This is a genomic window from Flavobacterium sp. (assembly GCF_036405015.1).
In the GTDB taxonomy this organism is placed as follows: Bacteria; Bacteroidota; Bacteroidia; order Flavobacteriales; family Flavobacteriaceae; genus Flavobacterium.
Genome location: NZ_DASWYK010000179.1, coordinates 20,250 through 37,800, shown reverse-complemented (window position 1 = coordinate 37,800; position 17,551 = coordinate 20,250). Strand labels below are relative to the sequence as shown.

The window sequence follows — 17,551 nt, the reverse complement described above, 5'->3', positions numbered from 1 at the left end:
AATTTTAAAACACACAAAATGAAAATATCATTTAAATATATATCTTATTTTTTCCTATTTATTTTAGGAATAAGTATGACGCTTACTTCGTGTACTGACGATTTAAACGTGACCCCAAAAGATGATGATGAATTTTTATCAGATACTTTTTTTGAAGATCCAGCATCATATAAACAAGTTTTAGCCAAATTATATGCTGGACTATATGTAGGAGGAAATGATGGAGATGGACAAGCAGATATTTCAGGTCTTAGCGGAGATTTTAGTAGCTACTTGCGTTTACTTTTCGTAACACAAGAATTACCTACAGATGAAGCAGTTATTGCTTGGTCTGATGGAACTTTACCAACCTTAAATATGCAAACTTGGTCGCCTGTAAATGAGTTTTTATACGGAACTTATTCAAGAGCTTCTTATCATATTAGTTTGGCAAATGAGTTTTTGAGACAAACAACAGACGAAAAATTGGCAGAAAGAGGTGTTGATGCTGCTTTAAAAGCTGAGATTGCTACATTTAGAGCAGAGGCACGTTTCTTAAGAGCTTATTCTTACGTAAACTTGATGGATTTGTTTGGTAATGTGCCAATTACTACAGAGAAAGATCCAGTTGGATTCTATTATCCAGAACAAAAAACAAGAGCAGAAGTTTTTGCTTTTGTAGAGTCTGAATTGAAAGATTTAGATAGTAGTTTGGCAAATGCAAGATCAAATGAATATGGTAGAGTTGATAAAGTAGCGGCTAAGTTTTTATTGGCTCAAATTTATCTAAATTCTAAAGTATATACAGGAACTGAAAGAAATAATGAAGTAGCAACTTTATGTAGTGAAATTATTAATTCAGGATATACGTTTGCAAACGTTCCTTATGCTTATTTATTCTCTGCAGATAACGATAAAAATGGAGCTCAAAATGAGTTTATCTTCCCAATTATCAGTGATGGAAATGCTATTCGTGCAACTGGTGGAGGAATGAGTTTTATTATTCATGCTGCTATCGGAGGAAGTATAGACGCTGCTTCTCGAGGTATGGACGGAGGATGGTATGGTACCAGAGCTCGTAAAGAGTTTGTGGCTCTTTTCCCTGATGCAACTGCTACTGGTGATAAAAGAGGAATGTTCCATACAGATGGTCAGGCTCTAGATATTACCAATATATCAACATTTACTGATGGCTATGCGGTAACTAAATATATCAATAAAAAATCTGATGGTTCACCAGCTCAAAGAGCTGAAATACCTGATACAGATTTTCCTGTATTCCGTTTATCTGATGCTTACTTAATGTATGCTGAGGCTGTTGTAAGAGGAGCTACTACGGGAAGTATTGCTACTGCAGTAGGTTATGTCAATCAAATAAGAGGAAGAGCAGAAGCAACTGCAATTTCAAGTGCAGATTTAACTCTTGATTTTATCTTGGCAGAAAGAGGAAGAGAATTGTACTGGGAATGTCATAGAAGAACAGATTTAATTCGTTTTGGAAAATTCACAGGAGGAAGTAAAATTTGGCAATGGAAAGGCGGTACAATGGATGGTATAGCAACAGACTCATATAGAGATTTAATGCCTATTCCTTCTAAAACAATCCAGGCTAATCCTACATTGAAGCAAAATCCAGGATACTAATCTCTAATAGAACTTAAAATGAAAAATATATATAAAATTTTAGTCGCATTTGTTGGTGTATTAGCAGTATCATGTAATGCTGATGCAGTAGACGAGAGACCAATTCTTAACACTACTGGAGCTCCAGAAATTACTGCGCCAGCAACAGGACAAAATTATGTTTTGGATGTTAATGAGGCAGATAAAGAAGCTGCTAAATTTACTTGGTCAACCGCTGGATATTCTGCAGATGTTGCAGTAAAATATACTTTGTTGATAGATAAAAAAGGAGGCGATTTTAAAGCTGCAAGAACTCTTGCATCTGTAAATAATGCCACAGAAGCTTCAATCCTTGTTAAAGGTTTAAACCAAGCAGCTATTGATCTTGGAGGAAAGCCAGAAGTTTCTGCAATGTATGATGTAAGAATCGCTTCAAGTGTAGCGAGTTCTTTTGCTCAAGTTGGAAAAAATTTAATTACAATTAGTATTACTCCTTATATAGGAAGAGTTACTTATGACTTTACTGACTGGTACTTAATTGGTGCAGCTGTAGTTGGAGGATGGGATAACAATGTTGATACCAATCACCAACCAATGTTTAGAAACGGAAAAAAAGCTGATGCATATAAGTTTGTAGGATTTTTTAAAGCAGGTAACTTTAAGCTAATTTCTGAAAAAGGAAGCTGGGCTTCTCAATTAGGTAAAGCTAGTGATACTTCAATTGAGATTAAAGATAATGCTGGTGAATTTACTATTCCAACAGATGGGTATTATACTTTTGAGTTTAATACTACAACTCTAGTTTATACTTTAAAAGCTTATGCAGCAGGAGCTACAGCGCCAACTTATGATAAAGATAAGATAGGTATTATTGGAGATGCAACTGCTAAAGGATGGGATGCATCAACACCAATGATGAAATCAACTTTTAATGCACACGCTTGGACTTTGGGTGTTACTTCTCTAAATGATGGTGGGATGAAATTCAGAGCAAATGATGCTTGGGATGTTTCTTGGGGAGGAAATACTCCTTTCTCAGGAGGAGGTACAGGAGATAATATTCCTGTGGCAAAATCTAAATATGTAATTTATTTCAATGATTTAGACGGAAGTTATTTGATGATTCCAAATCAATAAAAACTTCAGTTAATAACTGAAAAAGGGCTATCTGCTGATAGCCCTTTTTTAATCAAACTTACTAATCAAATAACCACACTGATTATGAAAAAAACTTTACTATCAATTTTTTTGTTGATGGCAGTAACTGTTTTTGCCCAGGTACAGACAGTAACTTATTCTATAAATCCATCAACATTTGAAGATACCACACCTATCACGATTACAATTAACGGAAATAGTATTAATGAAAGTAGTTGGGGTGTAACAGGAAATGCACTTTATCTTTGGTCTTGGTCTTATGATGTAAATGATACGAACCAAATGGATTCTCCTTCGAACGGTTCATGGACCGCATCAAATGAAGCGGCTAAATTTACTTATAATGCAGGAACAGATACCTATACAAAATCATTTACTCCGTCGGTATATTTTAATAGAAACGGAATCGGAAGAATTGGATTTCTAATCAAAGCGAAAGACGGAACTGGGGGTAAACAATCACAAGATATTGTGGTTGAAGTCGGATCTTTTCAGGTTTCGCTAACTTCACCAACAGAAAATAGTACTTCAATTATTTCTTCGGGCTCTGGTTTTAATATTGCTGCAACAAATACAAATGGAGTAGCGAGTTATGCTTTAAAATCAAACGGAATAACAATAAATACAAACGCAAGTACTTCCAGCTATTCTTACAATCATGCTAATATCACGGGAAATCAAAATTATGAATTGATAGTGACTCAGGGAACTACTACAATTTCTAAAAAGTTTGCGGTAGTTGTAAATCCAAATACAGTTTCTCAGGCCATGCCGACAGGATTGGTTGACGGAATCAATTATAATTCAAGTGATGTTACAAAAGCAACTTTGGTTTTAGACGCACCACTAAAAGATTTCGTTTATGTTGCAGGAAGTTTCAATAACTGGCAGCCAACATCTGCTTATGCAATGAAAAAAGATCCGGTTTCTGGAAAATTCTGGCTGGAGTTAACAGGATTGGTTTCTGGTGTAAATAATACTTATCAATATTGGGTTGTAACTAATGCGCCAATTGCTAATTCTCCTAAAATGGTGAAAACAGCAGATCCGTATTCAACTTTGGTTTTGTCTCCTTATGATGATCCTTCGATTCCTTCGGTAAAATACCCAAATATGCCAGTTTATCCAGCAGGACAAAGTTTTGAAGTGACAGTTTTAAAAACAGGACAAACTCCTTATAATTGGCAGGTAACTAATTTTGTAAAACCTGAAAAAGAGAAGTTAGTAGTTTATGAGGTTTTGGTTCGTGATTTTGATGCAGGTAGAAGTTATCAGAGTTTAATAGATAAAATAGATTATTTTAAAAATCTTAAAATAAATGCAATCGAATTGATGCCAGTTATGGAATTTGAAGGCAATGAAAGCTGGGGTTACAATACTTCCTTTCATATGGCATTAGACAAATTTTACGGAACATCAGATAAATTAAAAGAATTTATCGATTTGTGTCATCAAAATGGAATAGCAGTAATTCTTGATGTTGCTTTAAATCATGCTTTTGGAAGAAATCCAATGGTGAGAATGTGGATGAATGATCCTGACGGAGATGGTTTTGGGTCGCCGACTGCAGAAAATCCATATTTTAATACAGTTGCTAAACACAGTTATAATGTTGGAGAAGATTTTAATCATCAGTCTGCCAAAACACAATATTATGTAGAAAGAGTAATAAAACAATGGATTCAAGAATACAAAATTGATGGTTTTAGATGGGATTTGACCAAAGGATTTACACAAGCTTGTACCGCTTCAGATAATGCCTGTACAGATGCTTATCAACAAGACAGGGTTGATGTTTTGAAAAAGTATGCCGATTATTCTTGGAGTTTAGATCCAACACATTATACTATTTTCGAACATTTAGGTACAGATGCTGAAGAAAAACAATGGGCAGATTATAAAGTTACAGAAACGCCAAGCAAAGGAATTATGATGTGGGGGAAAATGACAAATCCTTACAATCAATTATCGATGGGATATGCTTCAGACAGCAATATTTCAAAAATGTCAAGTACAAGTCGTGGATTTGTGGCAAATCGTTTAATAGGTTATGCTGAAAGTCACGATGAAGAACGTTTAATGTATAAAAATGTACAATATGGCGCTGTAAATGGTACTTATAATGTAAAAACATTAAATACAGCTTTATCAAGAATGTCGGCAATTGGTGCGGTTTCATTATTAATTCCGGGACCAAAAATGATTTGGCATTTTGGAGAACTAGGTTGGGAGAGTTCTATTTTTACTTGTAATGATAATACAGTTAACACAGATGGCGATGCAATTGGAGGAGATTGTAAACTAGATACAAAACCGCAGCCTCAGTGGGTAAACAATTGGTTAGGAAACTCTAATCGTAATAAAATCTACAACGATTGGGCAAAAATGATTACACTCAAAAAGACGGAACCCGTTTTTTCAGGAACTTCAACAATTCCAAATACCAATTCATTAACGTTGAATATCAAAATAACGAATAGCAGCTTAACTTCAGAACAGTTAAAAGATGTTTTGATCCTAGCTAATTTTGATACTACAGCACAAAATGTAGCAACAGGTTTTCCGTATACAGGAACTTGGTACAATTTAATGGATAATACCACTATTGCCGTAACAGATGTAAATGCGACAGTAAATCTGCCAGCAGGAGAATATAGAATTTATGGAAATAAGGTTGCGAATTTGGCAATAGAAGACTTTGAAAAAGGAAATTCAGTTAGTCTATATCCAAATCCTGTAGCAGATTATTTTACTTTAAATGCAGGTTTTACAAAAGTTCAGATTTATTCGGTTTCTGGTCAATTGGTAAAAAGCTTTAATTCTAATGCCTCTTCAGATTTTCAATTTGGTGTAAGTGAATTACAAACCGGATTGTATATCGTGAAAGCTTCTGATGAAAATCATAAAATTCAGGTCATGAAGTTTATCAAGAGATAAACATAAAAATAAATCGTTACAGATTAAAAATTTGGTTAGGTTAGTAACGACAAGGGCTGTTCTGCATATTTGTAGTCAGCCCTTTTCTAATTTTTGTGGATTGTTTTTCTTTATTTCTTTTTGTTGTATTCTCCAATAAGCGAATAATACCCAAATGTTCCTAAACCCATAACAATAAGCGGAGTTAGTATGAATAGAATAATTGCACCAAATACCAAATCGTCCTGTTGTTCCGAAAGTAGTTTAGGTAAGCCAAATTCAAATACACAGAAATAAGCCGCCGCCGCCGCTAAAGCAATCCATAAAGCCCCTAAAACTTGTTTGATTTTGTTCATTTTTTAAATTTTAAAGGTGAGTAGTTTCGTTTTTGTTGTCAATATAAATCATTCCAATCACAAAGCAGATTCCTGCAATAATAATAGGATACCATAATCCGTCAAGATAAAAATCGGTTTTGCCAGCTGTTTTGGCATGTGATACAAAATAAGTAGAAATAGCAGGAAGTAAACCTCCAAAAATTCCGTTTCCAACATGATAAGGTAAAGACATAGAAGTATATCTAATTTTAGTTGGAAACATTTCGACTAAGAAAGCGGCAATCGGACCATAAACCATCGTTACAAATAGTACCTGAATAAAAACGAAGAAGATTAAAGTCCATTTATCACTTGAATTAATTGTTACTGAAATACTAGTTTGAGCATCTTTTTTGCCTATGTACGTTTTTTTCTCCACCACGGATGTACCATCTGTATATTTTTTTTGAATCGTAGTTACAGAGCCTCCGTTAGCTGTATTCTCAGTTAAAACGGTGGGGTTTTCAATAATTTCGGTTTTCTTGTTAATGTCTGTTGTATCATACATAGCCTTATAAATAGGTCTGTATAATAGTATAGCCAGCAACATTCCGAACATCATAATATATTTACGTCCAATTTTATCACTCAGCCATCCAAATATAATAAAAAATGGAGTACCGATCAGAAGTGCAATTCCTAATAATTCATCTACTTGAGAAGAATCAACATTCATAACCGTTTTCATAAAACTCATAGCATAAAATTGTCCCGTATACCAGACAACTCCTTGACCCATAGTCGCTCCAAATAAAGCCAATAAAACAAATTTTAAATTATATCGATTTCCAAAACTCTCTTTTAATGGGTTTGTACTTGTTGTTCCTTCTTTTTTAGCTTTGGCAAAAACAGGAGATTCATCCATGTTTTTTCTAATTAAATAAGAAACCCCCACCATGGCAACCGAAACCCAAAAAGGAACACGCCATCCCCATAAATCAAAAGCCTCTGGAGAAAGCATACTTTTGGTAGCAAGAATAACCATTAATGAAATAAACAAACCAACAGTAGCCGTAGTTTGAATCCAGGAAGTCCAGTAACCTTTTTGTCCAGCTGGAGCATGTTCTGCTACATAAGTTGCGGCGCCGCCATATTCACCTCCAAGAGCAAGTCCCTGAAGTAATCTTAAAATTAAAACTAATAAAGGAGCAAGAAAACCAATTGTTTCGTAGCTCGGAATACAGCCAATTAAAAAAGTAGAACCTCCCATTAATAATAAGGTAGCCATAAAAGTATATTTACGGCCAATAATATCTCCAAGTCTTCCAAAAAATAAAGCTCCAAACGGACGCACCACAAATCCAGCCGCAAAAGTGGCTAAAGTAGATAAAAACGCTGCGGTTGGATTGTCACTGGGGAAAAATTTTGTAGAAATTACAACGGCCAGACTGCCGAAGATGTAAAAGTCATACCATTCGATCATGGTACCCATAGAAGAGGCCGAAATTACTTTCCAAATGCCCTTAGTAGAAGTTTCGCTCATAAAACTGCTTTGAGATCTTGTTAATAATTGAAAGGTAAAAATATAGTTTTACGAATATATAAGATATTTTTTTATTCAGTCAATACTTTTTTAACAAAAACTATTAATTTGTTGACTTTTTGTTTTGAATTAAAAAAGCTTTAACTGCAAAGAGCGCAAAGAAAAAACCGCAAGGTTCGCAAAGTTTAAAATAGCTTTGCGAACCTTGCGGTTTAAAAAAAAGAGAAATTATTTTGCCACGAATTCAACTAATTTCCGCTAATTTTTTCCTGTATTTACAATGTTTTATCTTCATTTTGTCATTTCGACCGCAGGGAGAAATCTTCACAAGTAACTCTACAAAGATTGACGAATTAATATGAGGAGCTACTCGCGAAGATTTCCCGTTCCTCGAAATGACAAAACAATGTGCTTTATAGTTTACGCACTAAAAATCCGAGAAATTATTTTGCTAGTATTTCACGCAAGAATTTAATTAGAGGAAATTCGTGAATTCGTGGCAGAAAAAAATTAGTACAATTAAAAAACAGAAAAGTATAAAAAACAAAAAACCCACTCAGTTGAGTGGGTTTCGTGGTACCTCCAGGGATCGAACCAGGGACACATGGATTTTCAGTCCATTGCTCTACCATCTGAGCTAAGGTACCGTTTTGTGCGTATTGCGGGTGCAAAGATAGAATCATTTTCCGTTTCTCCAAAACATTTTAGAAAAAAAATCAATTCGTATCTTCGCAGAAACAAAAATGTAAAATGGTTTTAACTGTTGATGTTGGAAATACCCGAATTAAAGCATCTGTCTTTGAGGGAAGTACTGCTCTGAAGAATTTTATTTTTGAGAAAACAGAGCTTGAAGAAAAAATAAAAAAAATTTTAAATGAGTTTCCAGATTGCTCCGATTTGGTCGTTGCATCGGTTGGAAATATCGAAAAGCAATCTTTTTTAACATTCGAAAAACAACTGAAAATTCATTTTTTTACACACGAAGATGTTTTTCCATTTCATAATAAATATGCAACTCCAAAAACTTTGGGAATAGATCGTATGATTTTGGCGGCTGGAGCAACTCTTCAATTTCCAAAACAAAACAGATTGGTAATTGATGCCGGAACCTGTATTACCTACGATTTTATCGACGAAAATGACAATTATTTGGGAGGAGCGATCTCTCCAGGGCTTCGTTTGCGTTATGAATCATTGCATAATTTTACAGCCAGACTGCCGTTACTCACATTAGAGACACCTAATGATTATATTGGAAACTCAACTGCACAAGCCATACATTCTGGGGTTGTCAACGGTTTCGTCTATGAGATTGACGGTTTTATCGATGATTATCGCAGGGACTTTTCAAATTTTATCATAATTTTAACGGGAGGCGATGCAGATTTTTTGGCTAAACGATTAAAAAATACCATATTTGCCAATTCAAATTTCCTTCTAGAGAGTTTGAACCAAACATATCAATATAAAATCGACAATGATTAAAAAAGTATTAATAAGCGCTTGTTTGCTTATATCATTCGTTTCATTCGCTCAACAAGGTACTGCTTCACCTTATTCTTTTTTCGGAATAGGAGATGCGAGATTCAAGGGAACTCTTGAAAACAGAATGATGGCAGGGGTTGCTGTGGAGCAGGATTCGATTCACTTAAATTTGGAAAATCCGGCAAGTTACGCCAGCTTAATGCAAACGACTTTTACAGTTGGAGGAACATTTGCTACTTCTAATTTAAAAACAAGTTCTCAATCAGAAAAAGCACAGCGTACTACTTTTGATTATTTAGCATTAGGAATTCCGATGGGGAAATTTGGTGCTTCATTTGGTTTGATACCTGTTTCTTCAGTGGGATACAAAATTCGTAATGATAATTCAGCAACAGAAGGAGCAACCAGTTCACAGCTTGATGGAAAAGGAGGAGTAAATAAAGTATACTTTGGATTAGGTTATAAAATCACAAAGAACTGGAATATTGGGGTAGATGCACAATATAATTTTGGTAAAATCACAACAACTAGCGTAGAAGGGATTACGGGAGTAGATAATGGTACAGCAGAGGTGAATACTTCTGAAATATCTGGAATGGGTTTTAGTATCGGTACAATGTACCAGAAAAAAGTATATAAGAAAATGAGTTTGTTTTCTAGCTTGAGTTATTCATTTGCTAGTAATTTGAGCTCAGATAATACTAGAGTAATTTCGGTTCAGGGCGATCCAGATCCTTATGCATATCCAGCAAATTCAACTGATTTAAAACTTCCTAATAAATTAAGTATTGGCTTAGGACTTGGAGAAGCAAGAAAATGGCTTGTTGGAGCAAATATGACTTTTCAGGGAGCAGGACAATTAGCAAATTATTATAATTCTGCTGAAAATGTAAGTTACGAAAGCTATTCAAAATATGCTGTAGGTGGATATTACTTGCCTAATTATAACTCTTTTACAAGTTATATGAGTAGAATTACCTATAGAGCAGGTTTGAAATATGAAAAAATTGGTTTAATAGTCAATAATGAATCAATTAAAGATATCGGAATGAGTCTTGGAGCAGGAATTCCAATTCCAGGATCTTTTTCAAATGTCAATTTTGGAATCGAATTTGGAAAGCGAGGAACTGTTTCTTCCAATTTAGTACAAGAGAATTACGTTAATTTTAGTTTAAGTTTCTCTTTCAATGACAAATGGTTCGTGAAGAGTAAATTCCAATAAACATAATATTTTATCTTTTCTAAGCTCATTACAATTTACTACATTTGGCAAATGAATTTACCAAAGAGATATAGTCTGCTAGTTGTCACAGTTTTTGCTGTGACACTATTTTTTGGATGCGAAAGTAATTTTAAAGAAGTTCAGAAAATTAACTTCTCTGAGTTTGTGCCAGGAAGTGATGCAGATACAATTAATATTAAGTATACAGACTCCGGGCGTATAACAGGCGTTTTGATAAGTCCTAAAATGCTGGACTATTCTAATCTTGATTTTCCTTTTACAGAATTCCCAAAAGGGATAGATGTTACTTTATACGATAAAAAACAAAAACGTACTTTTGTAAAAGCAAATTATGCTGTTTCGTATAAGCCTACGCAAATAATTGACCTGATTGGTAAAGTGAAAATTACCTCAGAAGCAGGCCAAGTTTTAGAAACAGAACAATTGTATTTCGATCAGAAAAATGAATGGTTTTATACTGAGAGAAAATTTAAACTGACAGATGCCAAAGGTATTTCTCATGGTCAGGGAATAGATTTTAGTAAAGATTTTAAAGTGATTAATTCGCAGCGAATAAGCGGTGAAATTGAATCAGACGAAGAATAATAAGATTATGGGATATTTAAAATATACACAATACGTTTACATTATTATAGCGCTTTTTTTTACTTACGATGCTATAGTGAAACTCAATGAAGGTGATGAAAGTTACCCTTTCTACTTTGTAATTGCGGGAATGTCGGCTTTTATGTTTTTCTTTAGGAGACGATTTATCAATAAGCAAAATAATCGTAACAAAAACCAATAAAAATGGAAATTAGTATTATAATAATATGTTTAATACTAGCAGCCTTTTTTTCTGGAATGGAAATAGCTTTTATTTCCGCAAACAAAATTTACCTTGAAATAGAAAAGAAACAAGACGATTTCTTGTCTAGAATCTTAACTAAACTTACCGAAAATCCATCCAAATTTATTGCTGCCATGCTGATTGGTAACAACGTAGCTTTGGTGATTTACGGTTTTTTTATGGGCGATCTGATTTTAAGTTGGATGACCCATTTTGGTTTGGCTTTTACCGATTGGTGGGACATTCTCATTCAGACTCTTCTAGCAACTTTTATTGTTTTGTTGACTTCGGAGTTCTTTCCTAAAGTGTTTTTTCAGATTTATGCCAATTCATTAATTAAAATTTTGGCGCTTCCTGCGTATTTATTTTACCGATTATTTTACTACATCTCTTCATTCTTTATTTGGATTGCTGACTTTGTGCTCAGTAAATTTTTTAAGACTGAAGGAAGTCAGATTCATTTATTTAGCAGAATTGAACTCGGAAATTATATTACCGAGCAAATGAGTACAGTTGAAGAAGATGAAGAAGTAGATTCTGAAATTCAAATTTTTCAAAATGCACTAGAATTTTCTGCTGTAAAAGCCCGTGATATCATGACGCCAAGAACGGAAATTGTAGATATTGATTTGTTTGATACCGTTGATGATCTTAAAGCAATGTTTATTGAAACAGGATATTCTAAAATCATCATAAGCCAGAATTCTTTAGACGATATCGTGGGATACGTGCATTCGTTTGATTTGTTCAAAAAACCATCGACCATAAAATCAGTATTGATGACTGTCGAATTTGTTCCTGAAACTATTTTGATAAAAGATGTTTTGAACTTATTGATAAAAAAACGTAAAAATGTTGCGGTCGTTTTAGATGAATATGGAGGAACTTCAGGAATTATCACAATTGAAGATATAGTTGAAGAGCTTTTTGGAGAAATAGAAGACGAGCACGATTTAGACGAAGAATTGATTGAAGAAGTAATAAGCGACGGCAAATATCTGTTTTCGACACGATTAGATGTAGAGTATTTAAATGAAACCTATAAATTGATGATTCCAGAAGAAGATTCGTATGGTACATTAGGAGGTTTTATTGTCAATCATACTAAAGAAATCCCTCAAAAAGGAGATAAAATTGTAATAGATAAGTATCATTTTTTTATAAAAGAAGCTTCAAATAAGAAAATAGAACTAGTCAAATTGACAATTAAAGATTGATTTTTTAAATTAATGAAAAAAAATGTGTAAAATAAAACGCTAGTTGTATTGTTATTAACTAGATAATTGTATTTTCGCAAACTGAATATAAAATTAACGATAATAAAATGGCAGTTTTAGCAAAAATTAGACAGCGTTCCGCTTTATTGATAGGAGTTATTGCACTTGCATTATTTGCATTTATAATACAAGATCTAATCGGTAAAGGAACATTTAGTCAAAGTTCAAAAGATGTAGGAAGCATCGACGGAAAAGATATTTCATTTGAAGACTTTAGAATTAAAGTTAGTAATCTTGAAAAAAGTGGGCAAGGTATAACTTCCACTGAAGCTGCAAACAGAGTTTGGGATCAAGAAGTTTCAATCGCTTTATTGTCTTCTCAATTTGAGAAATTAGGATTGAGAGTTGGTCAAAAACACTTACTTGAAGTTTTAAAATCAGATCCAAATATTGGTAAAAACCCAATGTTTTTAAATGCTGCAGGTATTTTTGATGAAGTAAAATTTAAAGATTACTTCAACTCTAATCCAGAAGCGAAACAATATATTACTGAAAAAGAAAAAGATGCAGAATTAAATGCTAAATTTCAAATCTACAGTACTTTAATTAAGTCAGGACTTTACACAACTGCTAGTGAAGGAAAATTAAAGTACGAGATGGAAGCAAACAAAGTAAACTTTGCTTATGCTGCAGCTCCTTATTCTTCTATCAAAGACAGTGAAGTAAAAATCTCTGATTCTGATATTGTTGATTATATGAAGAAAAACGAGAAAAAATTCAAAGCGGATGCAACTCGTGAAATTCAATATGTTTTAGTTGAAGATAAAGCTTCTAAAGAAGATGAGGCTGAAATTAAAGCTAAATTAACAGCTTTGTTATCTGGAAGTGTTGTTTACAATGCAAAAACAGGTAAAAACGATACATTGCCAGGATTTAAAAATGCAACTAACATTGCTGAATTCGTAAATTCAAATTCTGATGTTCCTTACGATTCAACTTATGTTGCTAAAAATAACCTTCCAGCTGTAGATGCTGATAAATTATTCAGCTTACCTGCTGGAGCAATTTACGGACCATATGTTTATGGAAGATACTATGCAATTTCTAAATCTTTAGGATTTAAAGCTGGTGTTAACGCAAAAGCAAGTCATATCTTAATTGGTTACGAAGGATCTCAAACTCCAAACCAAAAAGAAAAAAGAACTAAAGAAGAAGCTAAAGCTAAAGCTGAAGAAATTTTAGCTCAAGTTCAGGCTAATCCAGATAGTTTTATGATGTTGGCTTTTACAAGTTCTGATGATTCATCTGCACAACAAGGTGGTGATTTAGGATATTTTGGTCAAGGTCAAATGGTAAAACCATTTAATGATTTTGTATTCAACAACGGAATTGGAAAAATTGGTTTAGTTGAAACTCCGTTTGGATTTCACGTAATCAAAATTACTGATAAACAAGACGGAATTCGTTTAGCTACAATCGCTCAAAAAATCGAGCCTTCTGAAGCTACTTCTGATAAAGTATTTACTTTAGCTACTAAATTCGAAATGCAAGCAGCTGATAAAGATTTCAATGCTTCAGCTAAAGAATTAGGTTTAAAAGTTGCTCCAGTAGTAAATGCTAAAGCTATGGACGAAGCTTTTGGTCCATTAGGAAATCAACGTAACATCGTAAGATGGGCATTTGACAAAGAAACTGGAAAAGGAGATGTTAAGCGTTTTGAAATTGCAAACATCGGACACGTTATCGCTCAGTATAAAGGAGAAAATGAATCAGGTTTAGTTTCTGTAGATATGGCAAGACCTTACGTTGAACCAATCTTAAAAAACAAGAAAAAAGCTGAAATTTTAAAAGCTAAAATGACAGGTTCAAGCATTGAGGCTGTTGCAAAAGCTGCTGGAGTTGCTGTTCAACAAGCTGCAGATGTAACTTTAGACAATCCGGTTTTACCTGGAGGTGTTGGGCAAGAGCCAAAAGTTGTAGGTACTGCATTTGCTTTAACTGCTAATAAAATCTCTGCTCCAATTGAAGGAAACACTGGAGTTTATGTGGTAAAAAACATCAAAACAGTAAAAGCTCCTGCAATTGCTAATCATGCTGCTTATGTAGAGAAAGTAAAAGCTCAAAGTGCAAATGATGCAAGTAGAGTATTACCAGCATTGAAAAACAATGCAAAAATTGAAGATAACAGATTACAGTTCAATTACTAAGAACAAGTAGTTTAAAATATAAAAACCCGAAACGTCTTTTGATGTTTCGGGTTTCTTTTTTTATTGAATTATACAATTCTATTTTGTAATATTTTTTAGTTAATTTTTTGATAGTCTGTAGGTAAAGTAGAGATTTAATCTAAAAAATTTGTGATATTCAAATTATTGCAGTTAATTTGCTCGCTTTTCTCGTTTAACGGTATTTTTCACCATAAAAAAACCGACGAAATGCGCCAGAAACAAAATTCGCTTTAATAATCAGATATTTAATGTTTACTACTTTTAAATTTTTTAGAAAGAAGCCGAGAGTGTATACCAAAATTGAAAGTCATATTTTTGGGATCATCACAGAGCTTTTAAAAGTGAGCAGTACCGACATCAATGTAGATGAATTGGGTGGAAAATATTATTTGAGTAACGACGAACAGCATTTTAAAGTTACGATCTTAAGTAACGATTACGTTATTAGGTTAACGAATACTCGCGATTCTGTAGCAGAGAAATACGACAAGTTTTTTGTTGAAGATGTTTTACGAGCTGTAAAAGAAGAAAAACACCGCCGAATGGAACTTGTTTATGATTCTATTACAAACAGCATTGAAAAAATGGCTGAACGTCTGCATAACAGACTAATAGAATCAAACGAACAAGATCAGACAGTAAGGCGTTTAGATATAAAACCGGCTAAAAAGAAGAAGATTAATTTCTAATTTCATTACGGATTTTATTATAAAATCATTTCTTGATAGCTTAAGATCGTTTCATATCCTTTTTTGACAAAATACTCTGTTGGATTTTCTTTAGAAACGACCATTACAAAATCGCCTCCCCACGCACCAAGACTTTTAATTACACCATTAAAATCTGGAAAAACAGCCTCTTTTATGGTTTGCATTTCTAGAATATTGCTCAGGTGAATTTCGTGTTTTTGTACCGCCGATGCGAATTCTTTTAAGGTTTTTGCGTTGAGAATGGCATGTGTGATTTTATTGTTTTCGGCAACACTTTGAGCCAAATGATGGTTTTTATTGTTGTTGTAAGCATAAATCGCAGATTTGCTATTTTGCTTTTTATTTAAATAAACAAAGTAAATATGATCTTTAAAATCAGGGTTAAATTCAACCTGTTTGACAACATTGTCTTTTATTTGATACAAAACCGGAGTATTGTTCTGTGCGCAGGCAATGTCATAACCGCTTCCTCCGAAACTATTATTCAATAATGTAAAAGCATTAACCTCTGCCCATTGTGCAATATTATTGATTAGTGTAGAAGAAGTTCCCAGACCCCAATTTCTTGGAAAACTTAAATGAGTACTTACTTTGTAACCATTTGAATTGTCAATGAATTTTGGATTAAGTTTGTAAGCTTCATGCAAAATATTGATTAGGGTAGATTTTACAGTATCGACTTTCGAGTCTGAATCTTTTTTAACTTCGTCAAATGAAAAAATTTCTTCGAACCATAAATGCTTATTAGAATCATAGCTTTTCCATTCGATTTTATTGTTTTCAAGATCTTCAATAACTAAATCCTGACCAAATTTTGTTGGCAGCGCAAAAGCTTCTGCTCCATCTAAAACGAGATATTCTCCTGCAATAAAAAGTTTTCCGTTACTGTAAAAAGTTGTTGACATATTATTCTAAAATTTCAATTCCAATATTTTCAATTCCAACATTGAAATTTGGAATTTAAAATATTGGAATTTACGGGATTGTTTATTTTCTTAAGTTCTCAATAAAGTCTACCACAGCGCTGTGAGAAACAGCTGTTTTTTTGAAATGCGTTTTAATTAAATGACGCTCTTCATCGGTAGCTTCAAATTGATTAATGATGTTGTTAAGGTGCATTTTCATATGACCTTCCTGAATTCCGGTTGTCGTAAGAGATCGTAATGCGGCAAAATTTTGTGCTAAACCTGCAACGGCAACAATTTCCATTAATTCCTGAGCAGAAGGTTTCTCCAAAATATCTAAACATAATTTTACCAAAGGATGTAAAGAAGTTAAACCGCCAACTGTTCCTAATGCCAATGGAATTTCAAGCCAGAAAGTGAAAATTCCGTTTTCGATTTTGGCGTGAGATAAACTAGCGTATTGTCCGTTTTTAGAAGCATAGGCATGAACACCAGCTTCTACAGCTCTGAAATCGTTTCCGGTTGCCAGAATTACGGCATCAACACCATTCATTATACCTTTATTATGGGTAACGGCTCTAAAAGGTTCAACTTCGGCAATTTGAACAGCTTGCACAAAACGTTCAGCAAAATCCTGTGGGTTTGTAATATGTTTTTCTGTCAATTCTTCAACTGGACAAGAAACTTCAGCTCTAACCAAACAGTTGGGAACATAATTAGATAAAATACTCATAATGACTTCGAGTTTTTCATCATTTTGACATAAATCAGAATTTTGAGCTTCTTCTTTTAAAGTAGTAGCAAATTGTTCTAAGCAAGAATTTATGAAATTGGCTCCCATGCTGTCTTTCGTTTCAAAAGTAGCATGTAGCTGATAATAGTTTTCAAGTAAACTTCTTTTGTCTTTTAATTTAACATCTAAAATACCACCGCCGCGTTGTTGCATATTCTTGGTGATGTTTTGTGTTTCTGAAAAGAATTTAGGTTTTATTTCATCAAAAAAGCTTTTTAGTTTTTCGGCATCTCCACTGTAAATAAAATGAACCTGACCTATTTTTTCGGTATTGATAATCGTTGTCTTAAAACCACCTCTTGTAGACCAATATTTTGCTGCTTTAGAGGCTGCGGCAACCACAGAACTCTCCTCAATTGCCATCGGAATAGTTTTGTATTTTCCGTTGATTAAAAAGTTGGGAGCAACTCCAAGTGGGATATAAAGGTTTGTAATGGTGTTTTCGATAAATTCGTCATGCAATTGCTGAAGCTTTTCGTCTGAATTCCAGTAATTTCTTATAATATTTTTCACCTCTTCGGGGTTCGAAAAATATTCATTTGCAATCCAGTTAATTTTTTCTTTTTTGGATAATTTAGAAAATCCGGCAACAGCGTTGTTCATTC

General features: G+C 33.7%; 14 protein-coding genes and 1 tRNA gene. 10 read left to right on the top strand and 5 right to left on the bottom strand.

Going from position 1 to position 17,551, the window contains the following annotated elements:
* Positions 1-18 precede the first annotated feature (18 nt).
* The 3 genes from VGE71_RS14815 to VGE71_RS14805 all read left to right on the top strand — a co-directional run bounded on the left by VGE71_RS14815 (position 19) and on the right by VGE71_RS14805 (position 5,697).
* Positions 19-1,623 carry a RagB/SusD family nutrient uptake outer membrane protein gene (locus VGE71_RS14815; protein WP_331139028.1) on the top strand — a complete coding sequence of 535 codons (1,605 nt, stop codon included), beginning with the start codon at positions 19-21 and terminating at the stop codon, positions 1,621-1,623.
* 18 nt (positions 1,624-1,641) lie between these two features.
* The gene (locus VGE71_RS14810; protein ID WP_331139027.1) at positions 1,642-2,739 is read left to right on the top strand and encodes a SusE domain-containing protein; all 1,098 of its coding nucleotides are present in this window, start codon (positions 1,642-1,644) and stop codon (positions 2,737-2,739) included.
* Positions 2,740-2,823: 84 nt separating this feature from the next.
* The gene (locus VGE71_RS14805) at positions 2,824-5,697 is read left to right on the top strand and encodes an alpha-amylase family glycosyl hydrolase (protein WP_331139026.1); all 2,874 of its coding nucleotides are present in this window, start codon (positions 2,824-2,826) and stop codon (positions 5,695-5,697) included.
* A gap of 110 nt (positions 5,698-5,807) precedes the next feature.
* On the opposite strand, the gene VGE71_RS14800 is transcribed toward VGE71_RS14805, so the two are convergent.
* The 3 genes from VGE71_RS14800 to VGE71_RS14790 form a co-directional block, all read right to left on the bottom strand.
* Positions 5,808-6,032 (bottom strand): DUF6814 family protein, encoded by a 225-nt coding sequence (locus VGE71_RS14800; RefSeq protein ID WP_144215694.1) that lies wholly within the window; start codon positions 6,030-6,032, stop codon positions 5,808-5,810.
* A 10-nt stretch (positions 6,033-6,042) separates the two neighbouring features.
* Positions 6,043-7,536, bottom strand: a complete 1,494-nt coding sequence (locus tag VGE71_RS14795; protein WP_331139025.1) for an MFS transporter — start codon at positions 7,534-7,536, stop codon at positions 6,043-6,045.
* Between the two features lie 574 nt (positions 7,537-8,110).
* Positions 8,111-8,183, bottom strand: a tRNA-Phe gene (locus VGE71_RS14790).
* Positions 8,184-8,286: 103 nt separating this feature from the next.
* On the opposite strand from VGE71_RS14790, the gene VGE71_RS14785 reads away from it, so the two are divergent.
* From VGE71_RS14785 to VGE71_RS14755, 7 genes are all read left to right on the top strand, one after another.
* Positions 8,287-9,021 (top strand): type III pantothenate kinase, encoded by a 735-nt coding sequence (locus tag VGE71_RS14785; RefSeq protein WP_331139024.1) that lies wholly within the window; start codon positions 8,287-8,289, stop codon positions 9,019-9,021.
* Positions 9,014-10,243, top strand: coding sequence for a hypothetical protein (locus VGE71_RS14780; RefSeq protein WP_331139023.1), 1,230 nt, complete (start codon positions 9,014-9,016; stop codon positions 10,241-10,243). The genes VGE71_RS14785 and VGE71_RS14780 overlap by 8 nt, the downstream gene beginning before the upstream one ends.
* Positions 10,244-10,294: 51 nt before the next feature.
* A complete protein-coding gene (gene lptC, locus VGE71_RS14775) occupies positions 10,295-10,849 on the top strand; it encodes an LPS export ABC transporter periplasmic protein LptC (protein WP_331139022.1) in 555 nt (184 codons plus the stop codon).
* A 7-nt stretch (positions 10,850-10,856) separates the two neighbouring features.
* Positions 10,857-11,051: a hypothetical protein gene (locus VGE71_RS14770; protein ID WP_331139021.1), complete on the top strand. Its 195-nt coding sequence runs from the start codon at positions 10,857-10,859 to the stop codon at positions 11,049-11,051.
* A 2-nt stretch (positions 11,052-11,053) separates the two neighbouring features.
* Positions 11,054-12,310, top strand: a complete 1,257-nt coding sequence (locus VGE71_RS14765) for a hemolysin family protein (RefSeq protein ID WP_331139020.1) — start codon at positions 11,054-11,056, stop codon at positions 12,308-12,310.
* A gap of 107 nt (positions 12,311-12,417) precedes the next feature.
* Positions 12,418-14,517, top strand: a complete 2,100-nt coding sequence (locus VGE71_RS14760; RefSeq protein ID WP_331139019.1) for a peptidylprolyl isomerase — start codon at positions 12,418-12,420, stop codon at positions 14,515-14,517.
* Between the two features lie 308 nt (positions 14,518-14,825).
* Positions 14,826-15,227 carry a hypothetical protein gene (locus VGE71_RS14755; protein ID WP_331139018.1) on the top strand — a complete coding sequence of 134 codons (402 nt, stop codon included), beginning with the start codon at positions 14,826-14,828 and terminating at the stop codon, positions 15,225-15,227.
* A gap of 17 nt (positions 15,228-15,244) precedes the next feature.
* Here VGE71_RS14755 and VGE71_RS14750 read toward each other — a convergent pair whose 3' ends face one another.
* Both VGE71_RS14750 and VGE71_RS14745 read right to left on the bottom strand, forming a co-directional pair.
* Positions 15,245-16,153: a GYDIA family GHMP kinase gene (locus VGE71_RS14750; protein ID WP_331139017.1), complete on the bottom strand. Its 909-nt coding sequence runs from the start codon at positions 16,151-16,153 to the stop codon at positions 15,245-15,247.
* An 82-nt stretch (positions 16,154-16,235) separates the two neighbouring features.
* The gene (locus VGE71_RS14745; RefSeq protein ID WP_331139016.1) at positions 16,236-17,549 is read right to left on the bottom strand and encodes a hydroxymethylglutaryl-CoA reductase, degradative; all 1,314 of its coding nucleotides are present in this window, start codon (positions 17,547-17,549) and stop codon (positions 16,236-16,238) included.
* Positions 17,550-17,551: the final 2 nt, after the last annotated feature.

Coding starts and splice junctions, on each gene's coding strand:
- VGE71_RS14815 (WP_331139028.1), top strand. CDS start 19: ATGAAAATATCATTTAAATATATATCTTATTTTTTCCTATTTATTTTA.
- VGE71_RS14810 (WP_331139027.1), top strand. CDS start 1,642: ATGAAAAATATATATAAAATTTTAGTCGCATTTGTTGGTGTATTAGCA.
- VGE71_RS14805 (WP_331139026.1), top strand. CDS start 2,824: ATGAAAAAAACTTTACTATCAATTTTTTTGTTGATGGCAGTAACTGTT.
- VGE71_RS14800 (WP_144215694.1), bottom strand. CDS start 6,032: ATGAACAAAATCAAACAAGTTTTAGGGGCTTTATGGATTGCTTTAGCG.
- VGE71_RS14795 (WP_331139025.1), bottom strand. CDS start 7,536: ATGAGCGAAACTTCTACTAAGGGCATTTGGAAAGTAATTTCGGCCTCT.
- VGE71_RS14785 (WP_331139024.1), top strand. CDS start 8,287: ATGGTTTTAACTGTTGATGTTGGAAATACCCGAATTAAAGCATCTGTC.
- VGE71_RS14780 (WP_331139023.1), top strand. CDS start 9,014: ATGATTAAAAAAGTATTAATAAGCGCTTGTTTGCTTATATCATTCGTT.
- lptC (WP_331139022.1), top strand. CDS start 10,295: ATGAATTTACCAAAGAGATATAGTCTGCTAGTTGTCACAGTTTTTGCT.
- VGE71_RS14770 (WP_331139021.1), top strand. CDS start 10,857: ATGGGATATTTAAAATATACACAATACGTTTACATTATTATAGCGCTT.
- VGE71_RS14765 (WP_331139020.1), top strand. CDS start 11,054: ATGGAAATTAGTATTATAATAATATGTTTAATACTAGCAGCCTTTTTT.
- VGE71_RS14760 (WP_331139019.1), top strand. CDS start 12,418: ATGGCAGTTTTAGCAAAAATTAGACAGCGTTCCGCTTTATTGATAGGA.
- VGE71_RS14750 (WP_331139017.1), bottom strand. CDS start 16,153: ATGTCAACAACTTTTTACAGTAACGGAAAACTTTTTATTGCAGGAGAA.
- VGE71_RS14745 (WP_331139016.1), bottom strand. CDS start 17,549: ATGAACAACGCTGTTGCCGGATTTTCTAAATTATCCAAAAAAGAAAAA.